At 63.4% G+C, this 20,522-nt stretch carries 17 protein-coding genes; 9 read left to right on the top strand and 8 right to left on the bottom strand.

Annotated features, from left to right (window positions below):
* Positions 1–11 precede the first annotated feature (11 nt).
* From FJ936_RS02400 to FJ936_RS02385, 4 genes are all read left to right on the top strand, one after another.
* Positions 12–788, top strand: a complete 777-nt coding sequence (locus FJ936_RS02400; RefSeq protein ID WP_140787015.1) for an HpcH/HpaI aldolase/citrate lyase family protein — start codon at positions 12–14, stop codon at positions 786–788.
* 429 nt (positions 789–1,217) lie between these two features.
* A complete protein-coding gene (locus tag FJ936_RS02395) occupies positions 1,218–2,015 on the top strand; it encodes an ABC transporter substrate-binding protein (RefSeq protein WP_140787013.1) in 798 nt (265 codons plus the stop codon).
* Between the two features lie 161 nt (positions 2,016–2,176).
* Positions 2,177–2,851: an amino acid ABC transporter permease gene (locus FJ936_RS02390; protein ID WP_015314096.1), complete on the top strand. Its 675-nt coding sequence runs from the start codon at positions 2,177–2,179 to the stop codon at positions 2,849–2,851.
* A 38-nt stretch (positions 2,852–2,889) separates the two neighbouring features.
* A complete protein-coding gene (locus FJ936_RS02385; protein ID WP_181170998.1) occupies positions 2,890–4,152 on the top strand; it encodes a cysteine desulfurase-like protein in 1,263 nt (420 codons plus the stop codon).
* 266 nt (positions 4,153–4,418) lie between these two features.
* Here FJ936_RS02385 and FJ936_RS02375 read toward each other — a convergent pair whose 3' ends face one another.
* The 5 genes from FJ936_RS02375 to FJ936_RS02355 form a co-directional block, all read right to left on the bottom strand.
* A complete protein-coding gene (locus FJ936_RS02375) occupies positions 4,419–5,249 on the bottom strand; it encodes a dipeptide ABC transporter ATP-binding protein (protein WP_140614844.1) in 831 nt (276 codons plus the stop codon).
* Entirely contained in the window at positions 5,246–6,103 is an 858-nt protein-coding gene (locus tag FJ936_RS02370; RefSeq protein WP_015314099.1) for an ABC transporter ATP-binding protein, read from the bottom strand. Before FJ936_RS02370 ends, FJ936_RS02375 begins: the two co-directional genes overlap by 4 nt.
* Positions 6,104–6,105: 2 nt before the next feature.
* Entirely contained in the window at positions 6,106–6,960 is an 855-nt protein-coding gene (locus FJ936_RS02365) for an ABC transporter permease subunit (protein ID WP_174361976.1), read from the bottom strand.
* A gap of 70 nt (positions 6,961–7,030) precedes the next feature.
* Complete coding sequence (locus FJ936_RS02360; protein WP_015314101.1) at positions 7,031–8,038, bottom strand: ABC transporter permease subunit; 1,008 nt, start codon at positions 8,036–8,038, stop codon at positions 7,031–7,033.
* 50 nt (positions 8,039–8,088) lie between these two features.
* Entirely contained in the window at positions 8,089–9,681 is a 1,593-nt protein-coding gene (locus tag FJ936_RS02355) for an ABC transporter substrate-binding protein (protein WP_015314102.1), read from the bottom strand.
* 465 nt (positions 9,682–10,146) lie between these two features.
* On the opposite strand from FJ936_RS02355, the gene FJ936_RS02350 reads away from it, so the two are divergent.
* Both FJ936_RS02350 and FJ936_RS02345 read left to right on the top strand, forming a co-directional pair.
* Entirely contained in the window at positions 10,147–12,171 is a 2,025-nt protein-coding gene (locus FJ936_RS02350) for a long-chain fatty acid--CoA ligase (protein ID WP_140787008.1), read from the top strand.
* A gap of 71 nt (positions 12,172–12,242) precedes the next feature.
* Positions 12,243–12,896, top strand: coding sequence for a 50S ribosomal protein L11 methyltransferase (locus tag FJ936_RS02345; protein ID WP_246680405.1), 654 nt, complete (start codon positions 12,243–12,245; stop codon positions 12,894–12,896).
* Here the strand turns inward: FJ936_RS02345 and FJ936_RS02340 are convergent.
* Positions 12,880–13,602, bottom strand: a complete 723-nt coding sequence (locus FJ936_RS02340; RefSeq protein ID WP_015314105.1) for an HAD family hydrolase — start codon at positions 13,600–13,602, stop codon at positions 12,880–12,882. The genes FJ936_RS02345 and FJ936_RS02340 overlap by 17 nt on opposite strands.
* Positions 13,603–13,607: 5 nt before the next feature.
* Positions 13,608–15,284 (bottom strand): glucose-6-phosphate isomerase, encoded by a 1,677-nt coding sequence (gene pgi, locus FJ936_RS02335; protein ID WP_181763085.1) that lies wholly within the window; start codon positions 15,282–15,284, stop codon positions 13,608–13,610.
* 304 nt (positions 15,285–15,588) lie between these two features.
* On the opposite strand from pgi, the gene FJ936_RS02330 reads away from it, so the two are divergent.
* From FJ936_RS02330 to FJ936_RS02320, 3 genes are all read left to right on the top strand, one after another.
* Positions 15,589–17,082 carry a PLP-dependent aminotransferase family protein gene (locus FJ936_RS02330; RefSeq protein ID WP_015314107.1) on the top strand — a complete coding sequence of 498 codons (1,494 nt, stop codon included), beginning with the start codon at positions 15,589–15,591 and terminating at the stop codon, positions 17,080–17,082.
* Between the two features lie 191 nt (positions 17,083–17,273).
* Complete coding sequence (locus FJ936_RS02325; protein WP_141906076.1) at positions 17,274–18,857, top strand: trimethylamine methyltransferase family protein; 1,584 nt, start codon at positions 17,274–17,276, stop codon at positions 18,855–18,857.
* 58 nt (positions 18,858–18,915) lie between these two features.
* On the top strand, positions 18,916–20,145 hold the full coding sequence (locus tag FJ936_RS02320) for an aromatic ring-hydroxylating dioxygenase subunit alpha (protein WP_140614851.1): 1,230 nt from the start codon (positions 18,916–18,918) through the stop codon (positions 20,143–20,145).
* 27 nt (positions 20,146–20,172) lie between these two features.
* On the opposite strand, the gene FJ936_RS02315 is transcribed toward FJ936_RS02320, so the two are convergent.
* Positions 20,173–20,493 (bottom strand): hypothetical protein, encoded by a 321-nt coding sequence (locus FJ936_RS02315; RefSeq protein ID WP_348642575.1) that lies wholly within the window; start codon positions 20,491–20,493, stop codon positions 20,173–20,175.
* Positions 20,494–20,522: the final 29 nt, after the last annotated feature.

Genomic DNA, 20,522 nt, shown 5'->3' with positions numbered 1-20,522 from the left:
AAGGACTAGGCATGAGCGAGTTCCGCCAGAATTGCATCGGCAAGGCCAACCTCGTCGGCTCCTTCGCTGCCATTCCTCACCCCGTCGCGGTTGAAGTGATGGCGCTGTCCGGCCTCGACTTCCTCTGCATCGACTGGGAGCATGCCCAGATCTCACGCGACATCATCGAGACCATGGTGCGCGCCGCCGATGTCCACCGCGTGCCGGCGATGGTGCGCGTTCCCGGCCACGCGCCCGAAGCCATCCAGGCGGCGCTGGACAGCGGCGCGCAAGGCGTGCTGGTGCCACGCGTCTCGACATCCGCACAGGCGGCAATGGCCGTGAAAGCATCCCGCTATCCGCCACGGGGCGAGCGCGGCGTCGGACCCGGTCGCGCGGCCGGTTATGGCTATCGCATTCCCGAATATCTAGCCGGCGCCAATGACAGGATCGTCGTGGCGGTCCAGGTCGAGACTTCAGAGGGATTGGCCAACATCGAGGCGATCGCTGATGTCGACGGCGTCGACGTGATCTTCGTCGGCCCCGGCGATCTCTCCGTGTCGATCGATGCGATCGGACCGAAGGGCGCCGACAAGCTCACGGACGCGATCCGCAGGATCATCGGCGTGGCGATCGCGCACGACAAGACCTCCGGCATATTCTGCGCCAGCCCGCAGGCCATCGGCCAATGGGCGGCAATCGGCGCCAGCTTCTTCGTCCTGGCCAGCGACACAATGTACCTGGGTGCGGGCGCCGCGGCCAATTATGCCGCCGCCCGGGCCGAACTGGCGCGGGAGGACCCGCGCTAGCGCCGGGTTGCACAAGCGATCAAGCCAGGAAACTTTTTAAGCTTAAAACTTTTGCCTTGAAAAGCGCCGCGCTTTGGATAAGCATTCAGGATGGATGGCGACTGTCGGCCTGGAGGGCTTTACGGGCAGTCATCATGGTGCTCCGGGTGGGAGGGGTTTCAGTCCTTGTCGTTTGTGCAGCCCCAATCATCGTCCAGCGCGCGCTACGCTTTCGATGGTGCGCGCGCTCAGCTCCACGACCTGCGTACCGAGACCATCGCCAACCTTTCGCGCGTGAAAGCGTGTGCGACCGCGACAAAATCGCGGCAGCGCTCGAGCGCATGGCCGCCATCATGAATTGACGCCCCGCTGGGAGGCGGGACGGCAAGAAACCGTGCGGGCCAGCCCGCCCGATCAACAACCAGAGGGAACACCCCAGAGGGACCACCAATGAAGCTCAACCGTCGCAATCTCATCCTTGTCGCCGCGGCAATCGGCATCGCGGCCGGACCGGCAACCGCCTATGCCGCCGATGTGCTCAATGTCGGCGCCTACCCGACCAATCCGCCCTTCGAATATAAGAACGAGAGCGGCACGTTCGAGGGTTTCGAAGTCGACATCGTCAACGAGGCGGCCAAGCGCGCCGGCATGACCACCGACATCGCCGATCTCGGCTTTCAGGCACTGTTCGCCGCCACCACTTCGAAGCGCATCGACGTCGCCATCTCCTCGATCACCATCACGCCGGAGCGGCTGAAGTCGCAGTCGTTCACCCAGCCCTATTATGATTCCGACATGGGTATCGCGACCAAGACCGACAGCGCGATCAACGCCGAGGCCGACCTCAAGGGCAAGATCGTCGGCGTGCTCTCGGGCTCGACCGGCGAGACCTGGGTCAAGGCGCATCAGGAAGCCGACGGCTTCAGCGATGTAAAGGGCTATGACACGCAGCAGAACTTGCTGCTCGACCTCAGCGCCGGCCGGATCGACGCCGCCGTCAGCGACATTCCCGGCATGGAATATTCCTTTACGAAGATGAAGGACCTGAAGGTCAAGCAGCGCATCAAGACCGGCGAGCAGTACGGCCTGATGATGACCAAGGATCATCCGCTGCTCGGCAAACTCAACGACGCGCTGACGGCGATGAAGAAGGACGGCACGTTGGCCGCGATCCACAAGAAGTGGTTCGGCAGCGACGCGCCGGCCGATTCCTCGACCGTCAAGGAAATGCCTATGCCCAAGGCCTGAGCGGCGGCCAGACGGAATGCGTGCCGGCCCCAAAGGGGTCGGCACGTCCCGTTTTTCACGCATAGCCTTCCCGGGACCAGCATCCGTTCGGCACAGCCGATCTTGATGTTCCGGGTCGGGCTCTGACGTCAGATGACGCAACACCGTTCGGGAATGCCCTGATGTCGCTGATCGACACTTTCTTCAACGCCGACGTCATCGCGTCGAGCCTGCCGGCGTTGCTGCGCGGCTTCCTGAACACGCTGCTGCTCGGTCTGCTCAGCATCGGCATCGGCATTCCCATCGGCCTGGTGATCAGCCTGTTGCGGCTCTATGCGCCGAAGCCGCTGCGCTGGCTGGCGGTCGGTTACACCGACATTTTCCGCGCCTTGCCGGTCCTCGTCGTGCTGATCCTGATCTATTACGCGCTGCCTTTCCTCGGCATACGCCTATCGTCCTGGGCGTCGGCGGTGACCGCGTTCGCCATTATCATGTCGGCCTATTCGGCGGAGGTGTTCCGTTCCGGCATAGAGAGCATTCCGCGCGGCCAGTTCGAGGCGGCGCAGGCGCTTGGCCTGCCGTTCCTTTTGACCTTGCGCAAGGTGGTGCTGCCGCAGGCGGTGCGCGTCGTCATCCCGCCGATGACCAGCAACTGCGTCTCGATGTTCAAGGACACGTCGCTGGCCTCCACCGTGGCGCTGCCGGAACTGCTCAAGGAAGCGACCAATGCACAGTCGCTCTACGCCAATCCCTCGCCGCTGATCGGCGCGGCGCTGGTCTATCTCATCTTCCTTTGGCCGATGGTTCGTCTCGTCAGCCTGCTTGAAGCCCGCTTCAAGACCGAGAAGACCCGCTGACCACTCACCACCCCGCAAGCACTTCGCAGGAGATATCCTTGAGCAATCCCCAGGCCACCGGCGGCTTTCCCGTCGACACCATCCGCGCCATGTTTCCCGCCCTGCAGCGGGCTGGCGATTTCATCTTCATGGACAACGCCGCCGGGGCGCAGATTCCGCAGAGCGTGCTCGACGCGGTGACCAACCACCTGGTCTCGCATAATGTGCAGCGCGGCGGCCGCTATGGCCGCAGCGTCACCGTCGACCAGTCGGTCGCCGATGCGCGGACAAGCGTCGCACTGTTGATCAATGCTTACAGCCCGGCGGAAATCTGCTTCGGCATGAACGCCACCTCCTTCATCCGTCTGGTCAGCCTCGGCATCGGCCAGATGCTTGGAGAACGCGACGAGATCGTCATCACCGACATGGACCACGACGCCAACATCGCCACCTGGCTGGCGCTGGAATCGGCCGGCGCCAAATTCAAGTGGTGGCGCATGCGCGAGGATGGCAACCTGCATGTCGACGATCTCAAGCCGCTGGTTTCGGACCGCACTCGGCTGGTCGCCTGCACGGTGACGGCGCACTCGATCGGTTCGATCGTCGACGTCGCGTCGGTGGCGCAAATCGCCCAGGCCGCCGGCGCCGAAGTGTTCCTCGACTGCGTGCATTACGGGCCGCATGGGCTGATCGACGTGCAGGCCTGGGGCTGCGATTATCTCGTCTGCTCCGGCTACAAGAATTTCTCGCCGCATATGGGCTTTCTGTGGGGCCGCTTCGAGACGCTGGAGCGGCTGCCGACCTTCCGCGAGGATTTCATTCCGGACGAGCCTCCCTACAAGGTGGAAGCCGGCACCTTCATCTACGAGAACGTGTCGGGCATGGATGCCGCCGTGCAATATCTGGAACTGATCGGCCGCAATCTGGCGCCCTCCAACAACCGCTCGCGACGCGAAAACATCGTCGCCGGCATGGGCGCCATCCGCGATTATGAGCTGGTGCTGGCGCGCGAGATGATGGGCGTACTGAAGGATTGCGGCGCGACCATCTACGGGGTCGCCGACGAGGCGCGCATCAACGAGCGCGTGCCGACCTTCTGCTTCAATATCGGCAAGCTGTCGCCGCAGCGGATCGTCGAGGAAATGGCCGAGATGCAGATCGGCATCCGCGACGGCCACATGTACGCGCCGCGGCTGATGAAGCGCCTCAACCTCAGCATGGACAGCGGCGCCATCCGCGCCTCGCTGGTGCACTACAATACGGTCGAGGAGATCCACAAGTTCGGTGAGGCTTTGCGCGCCATCATCGCCAAGCTGTCGTGATGAGTCAGGCTCGCGGCAATCGTCGCGGCAATCGCTCCGATCGATTCGGGCCGTCGCGCTGCCCCTCATCCGCCTGCCGGCACCTTCTCCCCGTATAGTGACGGGAGAAGAGGCTGGCCGCACCCTCGGCACCCTGCTCGCAATCTTGGTGGTTGGCGAAACCGGCCGTGAGAGCGTTTTTCTCCCCGTCACTATACGGGGAGAAATGTCCGGCAGGACAATGAGGGGCGGCGCTGACGTCCGGCCATTTGCATGGCTTTGCGACGTTAAGCAGCCTTCTTCTTCGCCAGCCTCGCCTTGATGCTCGCCACATCGGCGCGCGGCGTCGCGGCGAACAGCGTCCTGGTGTAACTGTGCTTGGGGTCGGAGAAGACCTCGTCGCGCGAGCCATATTCGACCGCCTCGCCGAAATACATCACCATCACATCGTCGGCGATGTAGCGCACCACCGACAAATCGTGGCTGATGAAGACATAGGTCAGCTGGAATTCGTCCTGCAGGTCGGCGAGCAGGTTGAGCACCTGCGCCTGCACCGAGAGATCGAGCGCCGAAACCGGCTCGTCGAGCACCAGCAGGCTTGGGTTGAGCATCAGCGCACGGGCAATGGCGATGCGCTGGCGCTGGCCGCCCGAGAACATGTGCGGATAGCGGTTATAGTGCTCGTGACCGAGGCCGACCTTCTTCAGCATCTTCATGGCGAGGTCGCGCCGTTCGGCGGCCGGCTTGTCGGTGTTGATCAGCAGCGGCTCGCCCAGCACATCGCCGATCTTCTGGCGCGGATTGAGCGATCCGTAAGGGTTCTGGAAGACGATCTGCACCTTGCGGCGCATCTCCTTGGTCAATCCGCCTTTGGCGATATCGACCTTGTTGCCGTCGATGAACAGCTCGCCCGACGTCGCGGGATCGATCAAGGTGATGATGCGGGCGAGCGTGGACTTGCCGCAGCCGCTTTCGCCGACGATGGCCAGCGTCTTGCCCTTGTCCACCGTGAAGGAGACGCCCTTAACGGCATGCACTGTGCGCGGCCCGGAGAACAGGCCGCCGCCGATATGGTAGTCGCGAACGATGTTCTTGCCTTCGAGGACGGTGGTGCTCATGCCGAGGCTCCCGCTGCCGAAGGGGCAGGCTCGAACAGCATATCGGACACAGTCGGCAGCCGGTCGCCGACGGCGTTTTCCGGCAGCGCCGACAGCAGCGCGCGCGTGTAGTTGCTTTTCGGCGATTCAAACAGCGACAGCACGTCGGCCTCTTCCATCTTGCGGCCCTTGTACTGGACGATGACGCGGTCGGCGGTCTCGGCCACCACGCCCATATTGTGGGTGATCATGATCAGGCCCATGCCGTATTTGGCCTGCAGCGAGACCAGGAGATCGAGGATCTGCTTCTGGATGGTGACGTCGAGCGCGGTCGTCGGCTCGTCGGCGATCAAGAGCTTCGGATTGCAGGCAATGGCGATCGCGATCATGACGCGCTGGCACTGGCCGCCCGACATCTGGTGCGGAAACGAGCTCAGCCGTTCTTCCGGATCGGCAATGCCGACCAGCTTCATCAGCTCGATGGCGCGCGCCCGGCGCTGGGCGCGATCCATGCCCATGTGGAAGCGCAACACTTCCTCGATCTGGAAGCCGACGGTGAAGCATGGGTTGAGGCTGGCGATCGGCTCCTGGAAGATCATCGAGATGTCCTTGCCGACGATCTTGCGGCGTTCGGACGGGCTGAGCTTCAACAGGTCGACGCCATCGAAAGCCATGCGGTCGGCCTTGACCGTCGCGGTGTTGGGCAACAGCCCCATCACCGCCAGCATCGAGACCGACTTGCCGGAGCCGGACTCGCCGACGATCGCCAGCACCTCGCGCGGCTCGACCGAAAGGTCGATGCCTTGCACGGCCATGAACGGTCCGGCGGCGGTGTCGAAGGAAACGGTGAGGTTCTTGATCTCGAGCAGGGACATGCTCACGACCTCTTCAGCTTGGGGTCAAGCGCGTCGCGCAGGCCGTCGCCGATCAGGTTGATGGCAAAGACGGTGATCAGGATGGCGAGGCCGGGAAAGGTCACCACCCACCAGGCGCGCAGGATGAACTCGCGTGCTTCGGCAAGCATGGTGCCCCATTCCGGCGTCGGCGGCTGCGCGCCCATGCCGAGGAAGCCGAGGGCGGCCGCCTCAAGAATGGCGTTGGAGAAGGACAGCGTCGCCTGCACGATCAGCGGGGCGATGCAGTTGGGCAGGATGGTGACCAGCATCAGCCTGAGATGGCTGGCCCCGGCGACCTTGGCCGAGACTACATATTCGCGGGTCTTCTCCGCCATCACGGCGGCGCGGGTGAGCCGGGCGAAGTGCGGCTGCAGCACGAAGGCGATGGCGATCATGGCATTGACGAGGCCTGGGCCGAGCACCGCGACCAGCACCAGGGCCAGCAGCAGCGACGGGAAAGCCAGGATGATGTCCATGATGCGCATGATCAGCGTGTCGACCCAGCCACGGCAGTAGCCGGCGAGCAGGCCGAGGATGACGCCGGAGATCAGTGCCGTGGTGACGACGACGAAGCCGATGGCGAGCGAGAATCGCGAGCCGTAGATCAGGCGCGAAAGCATATCGCGGCCGACGGCGTCGGTGCCGAGCAGGAATTGCGCGTTGCCGCCCGCCTGCCAGGCCGGCGGCGTCAGGAAGAAGTCACGGAACTGGTCATCAGGCGAATGCGGGGCGAGCAACGGCGCGAAGATGGCGATCAGGATCAGCAGGGCGAAGACGAAGAGGCCGATCACCGCACCCTTGTTGATCGAGAAATAGTGCCAGAATTCGGCGAACATCTGCAGCCGCGCATCCTGCGGCTTGACGACGGTTGCGGCTTCGATGGTGGCTGGGCCTTCATTGGTCATGTCAATTCGCCCGGATGCGCGGGTTGATGACGGCATAGAGCACGTCGACGATAAGGTTCACCGACATGACGATCAGCGCGATCAAAAGCAACCCGCCCTGCACGGTGAAATAGTCGCGCTTGGAAATGGCATCGATCATCCACTTGCCGATGCCCGGCCACGAAAAGATGCTCTCGGTCAGGATGGCGCCGGTCAACAGCGTGCCGACCTGCAGGCCGATCGTGGTGACGACCGGGATCAGCGCGTTGCGGAAGGCATGCAGGCCGATGACGCGCCGCGGCGCCAGGCCCTTGGCGCGCGCGGTGCGCACATAATCCTCGCCCAGCACTTCGAGCATGGCCGAGCGGGTCTGCCTGGCGATGACCGCCAGCGGAATGGTGCCGAGCACGATGGTGGGCAAGATGAGGTGCGACACCGCCGAGCGGAAGGCGCCCTTCTGGCCCGAGATGAGGGAATCGATGGTCATGAAGCCGGTCACCGGCTTGAAGAAATAGAGAAGGTCGATGCGGCCCGAGACCGGCGTCCAGTGCAGCGTGCCGGAAAACACGATGATCAGCAGCAGCCCCCACCAGAAAATTGGCATGGAATAGCCGGCGAGCGCGGTGCCCATGGTCAGCTGGTCGAACCAGGAGCCGCGGCGGATGGCAGCAAAAATGCCGAAGGCAACACCGAAGATGACGGCGAAGATCATGGCGAAGATGGCGAGTTCGACCGTGGCCGGGAACCGCACCAGGAAATCCTTGAGCACCGGCGTCTTGGTTGAAAACGAGGTGCCGAAATCGCCGCCGAGGATATTGGTCAGATAGGTCAGATACTGTTGCCAGATCGGCAGGTCGAACCCGAACTGGTGCATCAGCGCCGTATGACGTTCGGGCGACAGGCCACGTTCGCCCGCAAGCACCAGCACCGGATCACCGGGCAGGATGCGCACGAAGCCGAAAGCGAGGATGGTTATCCCGATGAAGGTCGGGATGATGAGGGCGAGCTTGCCGAGGATATAACGCAGCATGGCGGGCGAGGTGGGGCGGCGCCTTGTGGCGCCGCCCCATTTCGCGAACCTTATTCGGCGATATCGACGCCGTCAAAGCGATGGATACCGAGCGGATCCATCGCAAAGCCGGAGACGGTCTTCTGCATCGGCATGAACACCTTGGAGTGGGCGAGCGTTGCCCACGGTGCCTGCTCCTTGAAGATGACCTGGGCCTGTTCGTAGAGCTTGGTGCGCTCGGCCTGGTCGGAAACCGTCTTGGCCTTGTTGATAAGCGCATCGAAGTCCTTGTTGCACCATTCCGCGCGGTTGTTCGAACCGACGGAAGCGCAGCTCAGGAGCACGCCGAGGAAGTTGTCCGGATCGCCATTGTCGCCGGTCCAGCCGACGATGACGGCACCGTCGTGATCGACCGCGGAAGCGCGCTTGAGGTATTCACCCCAATCGTAGCTGACGATGTTGACGGTGACGCCGACCTTTGCGAAGTCCGCCTGGATCAGCTCGGCGGTGCGGCGCGCGTTCGGCATGTACGGGCGCGAGACGGGCATCGCCCAGACGTTCATCTTGAGGTCCTTCACGCCGGCCTCTTCAAGCATCTTCTTGGCCGCGTCCGGATCGTACGGATCGTCCTTCACGTCCTTGTTGTAGGACCACATGGTCGGCGGGATCGGGTTGATCGCCACCTGGCCGGCGCCCTGGAACACGGCGTCGATGATGGCCTTCTTGTTGATGGCCATGTTGAGCGCCTTTCGGACACGCACGTCGTCGAACGGCTTCTGCTGGGTGTTGTACATCAGCGCGCCGACGTTGAGGCCTTCCTGCTCCGCGACCGTCAGGTTCGCATCAGCCTGCAGGCCGGCAATGTCGGCCGGTGCCGGATAGGACATGATGTTGCATTCGCCGGCCTTCAGCTTCTGCGCGCGCACCGCCGGATCGGTGGTGATGGCGAAGACCAGATCGTCGATCTTCTGCTTGCCGCCCCAATAGTCCGGGTTGGCCTTGTAGCGGATGGCGGCATCGGTCTGGTAGTCGACGAAGATGAACGGCCCAGTGCCGACCGGCTTCTGGTTGAACAGTTCAGGCGTCTTGTCGGCCTGCAGCTTGTCGGCATATTCCTTCGAGACGATCGAGGCGAAATCCATGCCCAGCGTCGGAATGAAGGTGATCGCCGGTTCCTTGAGGGTGAACTTCACCGTCAGGTCGTCGACCTTCTCGACCTTGGTGATGTTGTCGCCGAACTGGTCATTGTAATACTGGTAGGCGATGCCCGGTATGTACTGGAACCAGGGGCCGTTCTTGTCGACCTGGCGCTCGAAAGAGAACACCACGTCGTCGGCGTTCAGGTCGCGGGTCGGGGTGAAGTAGTCGGTGGGCGCGAACTTGACGCCCTTGCGCAGCTTGAAGGTATATTCCTTGCCGTCGTCGGAAATGGTCCAGCTATCCGCCAGGCCGGGCGAAACCGAGGTCTTGCCGTGATCGAATTCGACAAGGCGATTGAAGACGGTACGCGAGGACGCGTCGAATGTCTGGCCCGCGGTATACGGCGCCGGGTCGAAACCCTCCGGCGACGCTTCAGCGCAATAGACCAGAGTTTTCGCGTTGGCCACGCCGCCCAGGACGCTTGCAGCCAGCAACGCGGCTGCAAAAGTCAATTTCTTCTTCATTGAGCACTCCCTGATGTTCTTCCAAGCCCCTCTATCAGGCTCGCGAAGCGCGCATATAAGCACCGTTTTTCCGGGTTTGGAACACCCCGTTTGCTTACCCCGCGGGAAGCAGGAAAAAAATCCGCGATTTTGCTAAATGGCAGAAAAAATTAGCAGTTTTTTCTATTCACGATATTATTAACGACTGCATTTTTTTATTGATCCGACGTCCGACGACAAGGATGCCGCGCCCAGTATTCATCCGCCGCCGGTGCGGAAAGATGCCGGTTCCGGCCGCGGCCGGCGGGAAGGTTTTCGGCGGCAAATCTTTCGGCATCTTGCCGCAAGGGCAAGACTTGCACCGCCGCCGATAGAGGCAATACATAGATAGACAGGCGGCACAGCGGAGGGACGTCTCCATCAATCCGGAGGCGGCGCGGTAGGGGCCAGCGAGAACAGGCGACCAGGGTTGTCGAGGAGGAACGGGTGGCAAAAGCATCGAAGGCGCCGGTGAAAGCGTCGGCCAAGGCGGGGCCTAGGCCAGCCGCCGGCGGCGACGGGCAGGGCAAGGTCGCGGGCAAGGCAGCGACCGCGAAGGCGGCCGCCGGCAAGAAAGCACCCGCGGCAAAAGCCGTGGCCACCGCCAGGACCGCCGCGAAGCCGGCGACGAAGGCCGCGCCGGCAAAGGCGCCCGCGACCAAGGCCGGATCGGGCAAGGCCGGAACGGGCAAAACCGCGACGACGAAGAGTTCGCCACCAGTGAAGGCTGCACCGGTCTCGAAGCCAGCGACAGCGGCCAGCCAGCGGCTGCCGAAGGCGCTCACCGAACTCGCCGCCGGCCTGCCGCAAAAGCCATGGCTCAACAGCTATCCCAAGAACATGCCGGCCGAGATCGGCGCCCTTCCCTACGGTTCCATCGGCGACTTCCTCGTTGGCGCCTGCAAGCAGTTCGCCGGCCAGCCGGCTTTCACGTGCATGGGCAAGTCCATCACCTACGCGCAGCTCGAACAGTCTTCGGCGGCCTTCGGTGCCTACCTGCAGTCCACAGGATTGCAGAAGGGCGCCCGTGTCGCCCTGATGATGCCGAACGTGCTGCAATATCCCATAGCGATGATGGCGGTCGCCCGCGCCGGCTTCACGGTGGTGAACGTCAATCCGCTCTACACGCCACGCGAACTGGAGCATCAGCTCAAGGATTCCGGGGCGCAGGCCATCGTCATCCTCGAAAACTTCGCCAACACCCTGCAGGCGGTCGTCGCCAGGACCTCGGTCAAGCACGTCGTCGTCGCGGCAATGGGCGACCTGCTCGGCGGCCTGAAGGGCTCGATCGTCAATCTGGTCGTGCGCCGCGTCAAAAAGATGGTGCCGGCCTGGTCATTGCCTGGCCATGTCAAGTTCAATGCGGCCCTCAAGACTGGCCGCGGCATGACGTTTAAGCCGGCCACGGTGGCCGCCAGCGATGTCGCCTTCCTGCAATATACCGGCGGCACCACCGGAATCTCGAAAGGCGCGACCCTCTCGCACAGCAATGTGCTGGCCAATGTCGCGCAGAATGCGCTCTGGCTGCAGGACGCCTACACCGTCAAGCCAAAGCCGGCGCATCTCAACCTAGTCTGCGCACTGCCGCTCTACCATATCTTCGCGCTGACGGTGAATGCACTGATGGGCATGCAGATGGGCGGCCAGAACATACTGATCCCCAATCCGCGCGACATTCCCGGCTTCGTCAAGGAAATGGGCAAGTATCCGATCCATATCTTTCCGGGCCTCAACACGCTGTTCAACGCGCTGCTCAACAATGAGGACTTTCGCAAGCTCGACTTCAAGCCGCTGCTCTTGACGCTTGGCGGCGGCATGGCGGTACAGAAGGGTGTCGCCGAGCGCTGGAAAGCGCTGACCGGTTGCCCCATCAGCGAAGGCTACGGTCTTTCGGAGACCTCGCCGGTGGCGACGGCCAACAAGTTCAGCTCCGGCGAGTTCACCGGCACTATCGGCCTGCCGCTGCCCTCGACCGAAATCGCCATTCGCGACGACGACGGCAACAACGTACCGCTCGGCGAAGTCGGTGAGATCTGCATCAGGGGACCGCAGGTGATGGCCGGTTACTGGAACCGGCCGGACGAGACCGCCAGGGTGATGACCAAGGACGGCTTCTTCAAGTCCGGCGACATGGGCTTCATGGACGATCGCGGCTTCACCAAGATCGTCGACCGCAAGAAGGACATGATCCTCGTCTCCGGCTTCAACGTCTATCCGACCGAACTCGAGGAAGTCGTGGCGGCGCATCCCGGCGTGCTCGAAGTGGCGGCGATCGGCGTGCCGGACGAGCATTCGGGCGAAGTGCCGAAACTGTTCATCGTCAAGAAAGACCCGGCCCTGACCGCCGAGGCCATCACCGCCTTTTGCCGCGAGAACCTGACCGGCTACAAGCGGCCCAGATACATCGAGTTCAGGACCGAATTGCCGAAGACGCCGGTCGGCAAGATCCTGCGGCGGGCGCTGCGCGAATAGTGGATCTCGCCAACGACGATACGCCGGTCCGGCGCCCGCGCCTCGACCCGGCGGAATTCATCAAGGCGAACATGCGCCTGACATCGGTGCCGGCGCTTCCCGAAATCCGGCTTTATACCGCCCACCCGAGCAGCGGGCTGAGGCGCCTTGTCGAAGGCGATGACGCCGATTCGCAGGAGCCGCAGCCGCCCTATTGGGCCTATGCTTGGGCAGGCGGCGCCGTGCTGGCGCGCTATGTGCTGGACCATCCGGAGATCGTGGCGGGCCGCCGCGTGCTCGACCTTGGAGCAGGCTCCAGCATTGTCGGCATTGCCGCGGGAAAGGCCGGCGCGTGTGAGGTGATAGCCGCCGAGGTCGATCGGAACGGCGTTGCCGCGCTGGCGCTGAATGCAGCGGCCAATGGCGTCACGATCACGATAATGGGGAACGACATCACCACCGGGCCACCGCCCGCCGTGGACCTGGTGCTCGCCGGCGACGTGTTCTACGGACAAGGTGTCGCCTTGGGGATGATGCCTTTCCTCGACCGCTGCCTCGCCGCCGGCATCGAGGTGCTGGTCGGCGATCCGGGCCGGGCCTATCTGCCGCGCTCGCGGCTGCGGCTGCTTGCCGAATACAAGGTGCCGGATTTCGGCGAGGCGAAAGACGCCGCGCTGAAGCCGAGCGCTGTCTTTCGCCTCCAGCCCGAACAGTACGCCGCCCTGCCGATCAGACCGTCTCCTTGACCCGCGTCGAAAGGAAATCCGGCAGATCGGCAACCGAATCCAGGATGACATCGGCGATCTCGGCCAGCGATTCGCGCGTGCCGGTGCCGGAGAGCACGCCCACCGCCAGGCCGCAGCCGCCGGCACGCGCCATTTCGAGATCGTGCCTGTTGTCGCCGACCATGGCGATCTCAGACGGCTTGAGCCCCGTAAGATCGCAAAAGGCCTGGATGGTGTCGGGAGCGGGCTTGGGGTTGGCCACCGCGTCATAGCCATAGGCGGCTTCGAACAGTTGCGCGACACCCAGCGTGACAAGCGTCTTTTCCGCGCCGCTGGTCGAATCGTTGGTGGCGACGCCAAGCCGGTAGGATCGCCTGTGCAGCAGAGCCAGCGTGTCGGCGATGCCCGGCAGCGCCACCGCCATCGTCGAGCCCTGCACCGAGGTGATCTCGTTGAAACGGGCAACGGCCAGCATCTGGTCTTCGTTGGACAGGCGCGGGAACCACAGTTCGACAACGTCGAGATTGGTGCCGGAGGCAAAGATGGAATCGGGCTTGAAGCGCCGGTTGGCGAAATCGAAGCCTGCGGCCGCGAGCAGCCTGTCGGCTTTCCAGCGGTCGCCGTCGGCCGCGTCCATGGCCATGAAGTCGGCGACGCCGAGCCAGGTCGCGTTGAAGTCGACAAGCGTTCCATCCTTGTCGAACAATATCCCCTTGATGTCAGCCAAGCGCTTCACTCCGAACCACGCAATTGGTGGATGCGTTCCACAAGGCCCCTGGTCGAGGCGTCCCGGTTTGCGGCGCTTTCCTTGCCTTCCACGACAGGCAGGAGGCCGGTGGCCAATTCCTTGCCGAGTTCGACGCCCCACTGGTCGAAGGAGTTGATGTTGAACAGCGTGCCCTCGACGAAGACGCGGTGCTCGTAAAGCGCGATCAGCCGGCCGAAGGTGCGCGGGTCGAGCTTGCGGTAGAGAATGGTCACCGAGGGCCGGTTGCCGGAGAAGACACGATGCGGCGCGATACGGTCGACATCGGCCGGCTTCATGCCCTTGGCCAGCATCTGCGCGCGCGCCTCTTCCAGCGTACGGCCCTTCATCAGCGCTTCCGACTGCGCCAGGCAGTTGGCGAGCAGCAGGTCATGCTGATGCTTGAGATCAGGCTCGTGGCCGACGGCGGCGGCCAGGAACTCGACGGGGATCAAATCGGTGCCCTGGTGCAGCAGCTGGAAGAAGGCGTGCTGGCCGTTGGTGCCTGGCTCGCCCCAGACCAGCGGCCCGGTCGGCGTCGTCACCGGCGTCCCGTCAAGGGTAACGCTCTTGCCGTTCGATTCCATGTCGAGCTGCTGCAGATAGGCCGGCAGCCTGGACAGGCGCTGATCGTAGGGGATGACCGCGCGGGCCAGATAGCCGCAGACCACGCGGTGCCACCAGCCGACCAGCCCGAGGAGCGCCGGCAGGTTTTTCTGGAGCGGCGCAGTGCGGAAGTGTTCGTCCATTTCGTGCGCGCCGTCGAGGAAAGCGCGAAAATTCCTTGGGCCGACGGCGATCATGACCGGCAGGCCGATCGCGCCCCACAGCGAATAGCGGCCGCCGACCCAGTCCCAGAAGCCGAAGACGCGATCCGGCTCGATGCCGAACTTGGCCACCAGGTCGAGCGCGGTCGAGACGGCGGCGAAATGCTTGCCCACGGCCTCCTTGCCGAGCGCCTTCTGCACCCAGTCGCGCGCCGTCTGCGCATTGGTCATCGTCTCGACCGTGGTGAAAGTCTTGGAGGCAATGATGAACAGCGTGGTTTCGGCGGACAGCCCCTTCAGCGTGTCGTGGATGTGAGCGCCGTCAATGTTGGAGACATAGTGGGCGCGCGGGCCGTCATGATATGGGGCGAGCGCCAGCGTCGCCATGGCCGGACCAAGGTCGGAGCCGCCAATGCCGATGTTGACGATATCGGTGATCTTCTTGCCGGTGGCGCCTGTTGCCTTGCCGGAGCGAATGGCATCGGCGAAGGCGCCCATGGCGTCGAGCACGGATATGACATCCGCCTTGACGTCCTGGCCGTCAACCGTGACGCCCTTGCCGCTCAGGTTGCGCAGCGCCGTGTGCAGGACGGCGCGGTCTTCGGTGATGTTGATCTTCTTGCCGGCGAACATGGCGGCGCGACGGCCTTCGAGATCGGCTGCGGCGGCGAGCTTCTCAAGGAAATCCATGGTCGTCGCGTCGACGGCGCATTTCGACCAGTCGAGCAGGAGGTCGCCGTCAGCGGCGGAGAATGTCTTGAAGCGCTGTGGATCGGCGGCAAAGGCCTGGCGCATGTCGCCCGGGGCCGCGGCGCGATGGTCGCGCAGGGCGGCAAGCTGTTTCTGGAAGGCTGACTGATCCACTGGCGGGGACTCCTGGCTTTTTCGACGCACCATATCAGACCGGATGTTTCCGGCGCGTGTCGTCGCGCCCCAACTATTGAGCCGAAATCCATCCGGTCAATACGCGGCGATGACGCAGCACATCACGATGCGATGACACAATGTATCGAGCAAGGAGGTGGGTATCGAGGAGCGAGGTGGTGTCGAGAGCGAGGGGCCGCGCCTTATTTCGAGCTTGAAGGATCACTGGCATAAATCCCAAAGATCAGAAAAATTGATTGGCGCAACCCCTTGTGCCACGGTTACGTTCGGCTGGTCCAGCCAAGCGAAAAAAGCTGGCCATCGAGGAACATCTTCCATGCCACAGAGAAACGACACGGCGATATGGTCCGGCCTGTTCCGGATTTCGGCTGAATCCGGCCAGACCCTGCAGGCGCAGATCCGCCAAGCCATCGTGGCCGCGATTCTCGACCGCCAGATCGCCGCTTCGATGCCGCTGCCTTCCTGCCGTATCCTGGCCGAAAAACTCGGCGTCGCACGCGGAACGGTGGTGCTGGCATTCCAGCAGCTCGTCGACCAGGGTTTCCTGGTGGCGCGCGAGCGGCGCGGCCATTTCGTCAATCCGGACGTGCTGGCGACACCCGCCAAGCCGCACCAGAAAGCACCCGACCAGGCCAACGAGATCGACTGGAAGGCGCGCCGGCAGATCGCGGCAAGCGACATGCCGCCGCCCGCCAAGCACGAGAACTGGATCAAGTCCTCCTACCCCTTCGTGTACGGCCAGTTCGACCCGGCGCTGTTCCCGACCGCCGAGTGGCGCGAGTGCAACCGCATGGCGCTGGCCGTGCTGGAGATCCGCAACTGGGCGTCCGACATGGTCGACCGCGACGATCCGCTGCTGATCGAGCAAATCCAGGCACGGCTGCTGCCCCGGCGCGGCATCTTCGCCAATCCCGACGAGATCATCGTCACGCTGGGCGCCCAGAACGCGCTCTATATGCTGGCCTCGCTGCTGATGACCAAGGGCTCGAAAGTGGCGATGGAGGATCCAGGCTATCCCGACGCACGCTCGATCTTCCGGCTCGCGGGCGCCGACATCGAGCCGGTGCCAGTGGACCAGTCCGGTATCGTAACCTCTTCTATTCCCAATGATTCCGGCTTCGTCTTCGTCACCCCCAGTCATCATTGCCCGACCATGGTGCCGTTGTCGGCGGAGCGGCGGCAGGATCTTCTGGCGCGCGCCAACCGGCACAACCAGATCATCATCGAAGACGGCTATGACAGCCAGCTTCTCGACGAGGCGCCGCAGCAGGCATTGAAGAGCCTCGACCGTTCCGGCCGCGTCGTCTATGTCGGCTCGATGTCGAAGACGCTGGCCCCGGGGCTGCGGCTTGGCTACATCGTGGCTTCCGCTGGACTGATCGCCGAACTCAGGGCGCTGCGCCGCTTCATGCTGCGCCATCCGCCGGCCAACAATCAGCGCGCCGTGGCGCTCTTCCTGTCGCTCGGCCATCACGAAGCGCTGGTGCGGCGGCTGTCGAGCGCCTTCGACGAGCGGCGCAAGCGGCTGGTCCATGCGATTTCGGCCTTCCTGCCGGAATGGCGCTCGACCGACTCGGCCGGCGGCACGTCGCTGTGGCTGGAAGGGCCCCGCGGCACCGATTCCCGCGGTTTGGCCGAAGCCGCGGCCTCGCGCAGCGTCATCATCGAGCCCGGCGACCGCTTCTTCGACCGCACCGAGAAGCCTTCGCGTTTCATGCGGTTGGGCATTTCCTCTATCGCTCTGCAGCACATCGAGCCCGGCATCCGGGAACTCGCCACCGCAGCCGGACGCAGGCCGGCCGCCGCCTGATCCATCAAGCCGATTTCGTGACCGGAGCCGCTTCTCAGCGGCTCCGGTTTGTTTTAGGTCTGGCACATGTAGCTGGGCCAGCTGGCTCATAGGATGGGCCAGTGCCGGCGGCATAGTCGGCGTCAGAGAAGAAGCAGGTTGATGGTGGACCAACCGCCACAAGCTCCTGCCGGTAGAGGTGGAGTGCTTCCATGCCAGTGGCTGTCGAAAAGCAGGACATGCCGGCGAACCGTCGTCCACAACGCTCCGGCGACCGCGAAACGGGACGTGCGGTGAAATCAGCTATTCCACCAAACGGGCCACTACACCAAGCCATGGAAGGCGGCAGTTACGGGCCATTGCGCGGAAACGACTGCGAGCGCATCCATGAGGGCGTGCTGACGCTTCTGGAAACGGTCGGCTTCGCCAACGCCATCCCGTCCTGCATAAAAGTCCTGACCAAGGCTGGCGCCATCCATGGCGACGATGGCCGCATCCGTTTCCCCCGTGCGCTCGTACTCGACACCATCAAGCGAGCCGCGCGGCATTTCACGCTGCATGGCCAGGACCCCAGGCACGACATGGTGATCCAGGGCAAGCGCGTCCATTACGGCACGGCGGGTATCGCCGTGCATCTGGTGGATCTCGAAAAACGCGAGTATCGCGAATCGAAGCTGCAGGACATCTATGACGCCGCCCGCATCGTCGATGGACTGAGCAACATCCATTTTTTCCAGCGGCCGATGGTGGCGCGCGACATCGCCGACCCGCTCGATATGGATTTCAACACGCTCTACGCCTGCGTGATGGGGACGTCGAAGCATGTCGGCACGTCCTTCACCGTGCGCGAGAATGTGAAGCCGGCGCTCGAAATGCTCTATGCCATCGCCGGTGGCGAGGAGAATTTCCGCGCCCGGCCGTTCGTTTCCAACTCCAACTCCTTCGTCGTGCCACCGATGAAGTTCGCCGAGGATGCCTGCGGCGTGCTCGAGGCCTGTGTCGAAGGCGGCATCCCCATCCTGCTCCTCTCCACCGGCCAGTCCGGAACAACCGCTCCGGCGGCGATGGCCGGCGCGGTCGCGCAGGCAGTGGCCGAAGTGCTGGCTGGCCTGGTGTATGTCAACGCACTCAAGCCGGGACATCCGGCGATCTTCGGCGCCTGGCCGTTCATGTCGGACCTGCGCACCAACACCATGGCCGGTGGCTCGGCCGAACAGGCGGTGGTAACGGCGGCCTGCGCGCAGATGGCGCAATTCTACGACCTGCCCGGCGGCTCGGCCGCCGGCATGACAGACTCGAAACTGCCCGATATCCAGTCCGGCTACGAGAAAGGCATCACCAATGTGATGGCCGGCCTCTCGGGCCTCAACCTCGTCTACGAATCGGCCGGCATGCATGCCTCGCTGCTCGGCTTCTGCCTGGAAAGCCTGATCATCGACAATGACATGCTTGGCCATTGCTTGCGCTGCGCACGCGGCATCGAAGTGACGGACGAAGCGCTGTCGATCGACACCATCGCCGATGTCTGCCTCAAGGGTCCGGGCCATTATCTTGACCACGAGCAAACGCTCAAGTCGGCCCGGGCAGAGCGTTTTTATCCCGCCTTCGGCGACCGTTCCTCACCGAAGGAATGGAACGAAAAAGGCCGCCCTGATATATTGGCCCGGGCGATCGACGAAAAGAAGCGCATCCTTGCGGAACGATTTCCGCGGCACGTGCCCAAGCTGGTCGACGACAGATTGCGCGCCCGCTTCGGCAACCTGATCCACCTGCCGCGCGCGAGCATGGGCGGCTAGCCAGAAGACCGACATACAGATAGCCACCGACAGAACCAACCATTGGGCAGAACGACAAATGAGCGTCTATCCTATCCAGCAAGCCGCAAATACCGAAGATGCCATCGATCGGCTGGTGGCCTCGCACCGGCCAGGCTACGGCCTGACGCGCCCATTCTACCACGACCAGGATATTTTCGAGCGGGACATGGAACGTCTGTTCCGCCGCCATTGGCACTGCCTGGCGCATGCCAGCGTCATTCCCAATCCCGGCGACTTCGAACTGTTCAAGCTCGGTGACGAGGCGGTCATCCTGTCGCGTGGCATGGATGGCACCGTGCATGCCATGCTCAATGTCTGCCGCCATCGCGGCGCCGAGGTCTGCACCAAAGAGAAGGGCAACGCGAAAGTGTTCGTCTGCCCGTATCATGCATGGACCTATTCCAATGACGGCTCGCTGCGCGCCGCCAGGCTGATGCCGAAGGATTTCGACCGCACCGCGCACGGGCTGAAGAAGCTCCATGTCCGCGTCGCGACCGGCCTTGTCTTCATCTCCTTCGCCGAGACGCCACTCGATTTTGATCCGATCGAGCAATCTTTGCGCACGAGTTGCGGACAATATGGTTGGGGCGATGCCAAGGTGGCCTATCGCCAAAGCTATCCGCTCGACGCGAACTGGAAGCTCGCCGTCGAAAATTATGTCGAATGCTACCATTGCGGACCGGCACATCCCGAATATTCGCAGACGCACGCGCTGGAAAAGCCCGCGGAGATGATCGAGCAGCTCAATGCCGCGATGGAACAGCGGACCTGCGCTCTCGGTATCGAGATCGGCAGCGGTGATCGCTGGCAGAATTCGGCCGCCGGCCAGGAGGCGATCCACACCTTCCGCTACGCGCTTTACGACGGCGTTTCGAGCGGAAGCCGGGACGGCTCCCCCGTCGCGCCACTGATGGGCCGCTTCACCGACTATGACGGCGGCGTCACCTCCATCCATCTTGGCGGCACGACTTTCCTCGTCTGCTACCCCGACCACGGGATGATCTACCGATTCATCCCGAAAACGGCTCAGACCTGCGAGATGGAACTGATCTGGCTGGTGCGCGGCGACGCTGTCGAAGGCCAGGACTACGATCTGGAAAAACTGACCTGGCTGTGGAAGGTCACCACGGACGAGGACAAGAAGATCATCGAGCATACGGCGCGCGGCGTACGCTCGCACTATTTCGTGCCCGGACCGATCGCGCCGATGGAGTACAACGAGTTGCGCTATATCGGCTGGTATCTCCAGGAGATAAGCCGGGCTTAGAGCGGTTTCAGCGTTTCACGAAAGCGCTCAGTCGGCGCCCAGCCCGAAGCGCTCAACCACCTCGGCGTTGATCAGCTTGGCGTGCAGTGCCATCAGCACGATCTGCGCATCGAGATCGTCGCCGGTTTCGAGAGCGGCCCCGATCCGGCGCTCCGCGTCGAGCCGCTGCTGCGGACCTTGCGCACGCTCGAAGGTTTCCGGTCCGGCGATGCAGTAGCTGAACAGGTTCGCTACCCGCGGATAGGCCTGCGGCGGCGGCTCCTCGGGCCAGTGGTCCTTCATCAGATTGACGATGGTTAGTTTCACCCCTTCGGGCACAAGGGCGGGATGCAGGTCGGCGCCACGCAAGCGGCATCGAGCTGCCGCAAATCATCCGA

It is taken from the genome of Mesorhizobium sp. B2-4-13 (genome assembly GCF_006658535.1).
GTDB lineage: Bacteria > Pseudomonadota > Alphaproteobacteria > Rhizobiales > Rhizobiaceae > Mesorhizobium > Mesorhizobium australicum.
The sequence above is the reverse complement of the archived record's forward strand: the minus strand, read 5'-3'. Positions and strand labels throughout refer to the sequence as shown.

What these genes read in the sequence shown, in the direction of transcription:
- FJ936_RS02400 (WP_140787015.1), top strand. Translation starts at nt 12, where the DNA reads ATGAGCGAGTTCCGCCAGAATTGCATCGGCAAGGCCAACCTCGTCGGC.
- FJ936_RS02395 (WP_140787013.1), top strand. Translation starts at nt 1,218, where the DNA reads ATGAAGCTCAACCGTCGCAATCTCATCCTTGTCGCCGCGGCAATCGGC.
- FJ936_RS02370 (WP_015314099.1), bottom strand. Translation starts at nt 6,103, where the DNA reads ATGTCCCTGCTCGAGATCAAGAACCTCACCGTTTCCTTCGACACCGCC.
- FJ936_RS02375 (WP_140614844.1), bottom strand. Translation starts at nt 5,249, where the DNA reads ATGAGCACCACCGTCCTCGAAGGCAAGAACATCGTTCGCGACTACCAT.
- pgi (WP_181763085.1), bottom strand. Translation starts at nt 15,284, where the DNA reads ATGGTGCGTCGAAAAAGCCAGGAGTCCCCGCCAGTGGATCAGTCAGCC.
- FJ936_RS02365 (WP_174361976.1), bottom strand. Translation starts at nt 6,960, where the DNA reads ATGTTCGCCGAATTCTGGCACTATTTCTCGATCAACAAGGGTGCGGTG.
- FJ936_RS02345 (WP_246680405.1), top strand. Translation starts at nt 12,243, where the DNA reads ATGCGCCTGACATCGGTGCCGGCGCTTCCCGAAATCCGGCTTTATACC.
- FJ936_RS02360 (WP_015314101.1), bottom strand. Translation starts at nt 8,038, where the DNA reads ATGCTGCGTTATATCCTCGGCAAGCTCGCCCTCATCATCCCGACCTTC.
- FJ936_RS02325 (WP_141906076.1), top strand. Translation starts at nt 17,274, where the DNA reads ATGCCAGTGGCTGTCGAAAAGCAGGACATGCCGGCGAACCGTCGTCCA.
- FJ936_RS02320 (WP_140614851.1), top strand. Translation starts at nt 18,916, where the DNA reads ATGAGCGTCTATCCTATCCAGCAAGCCGCAAATACCGAAGATGCCATC.
- FJ936_RS02355 (WP_015314102.1), bottom strand. Translation starts at nt 9,681, where the DNA reads ATGAAGAAGAAATTGACTTTTGCAGCCGCGTTGCTGGCTGCAAGCGTC.
- FJ936_RS02330 (WP_015314107.1), top strand. Translation starts at nt 15,589, where the DNA reads ATGCCACAGAGAAACGACACGGCGATATGGTCCGGCCTGTTCCGGATT.
- FJ936_RS02390 (WP_015314096.1), top strand. Translation starts at nt 2,177, where the DNA reads ATGTCGCTGATCGACACTTTCTTCAACGCCGACGTCATCGCGTCGAGC.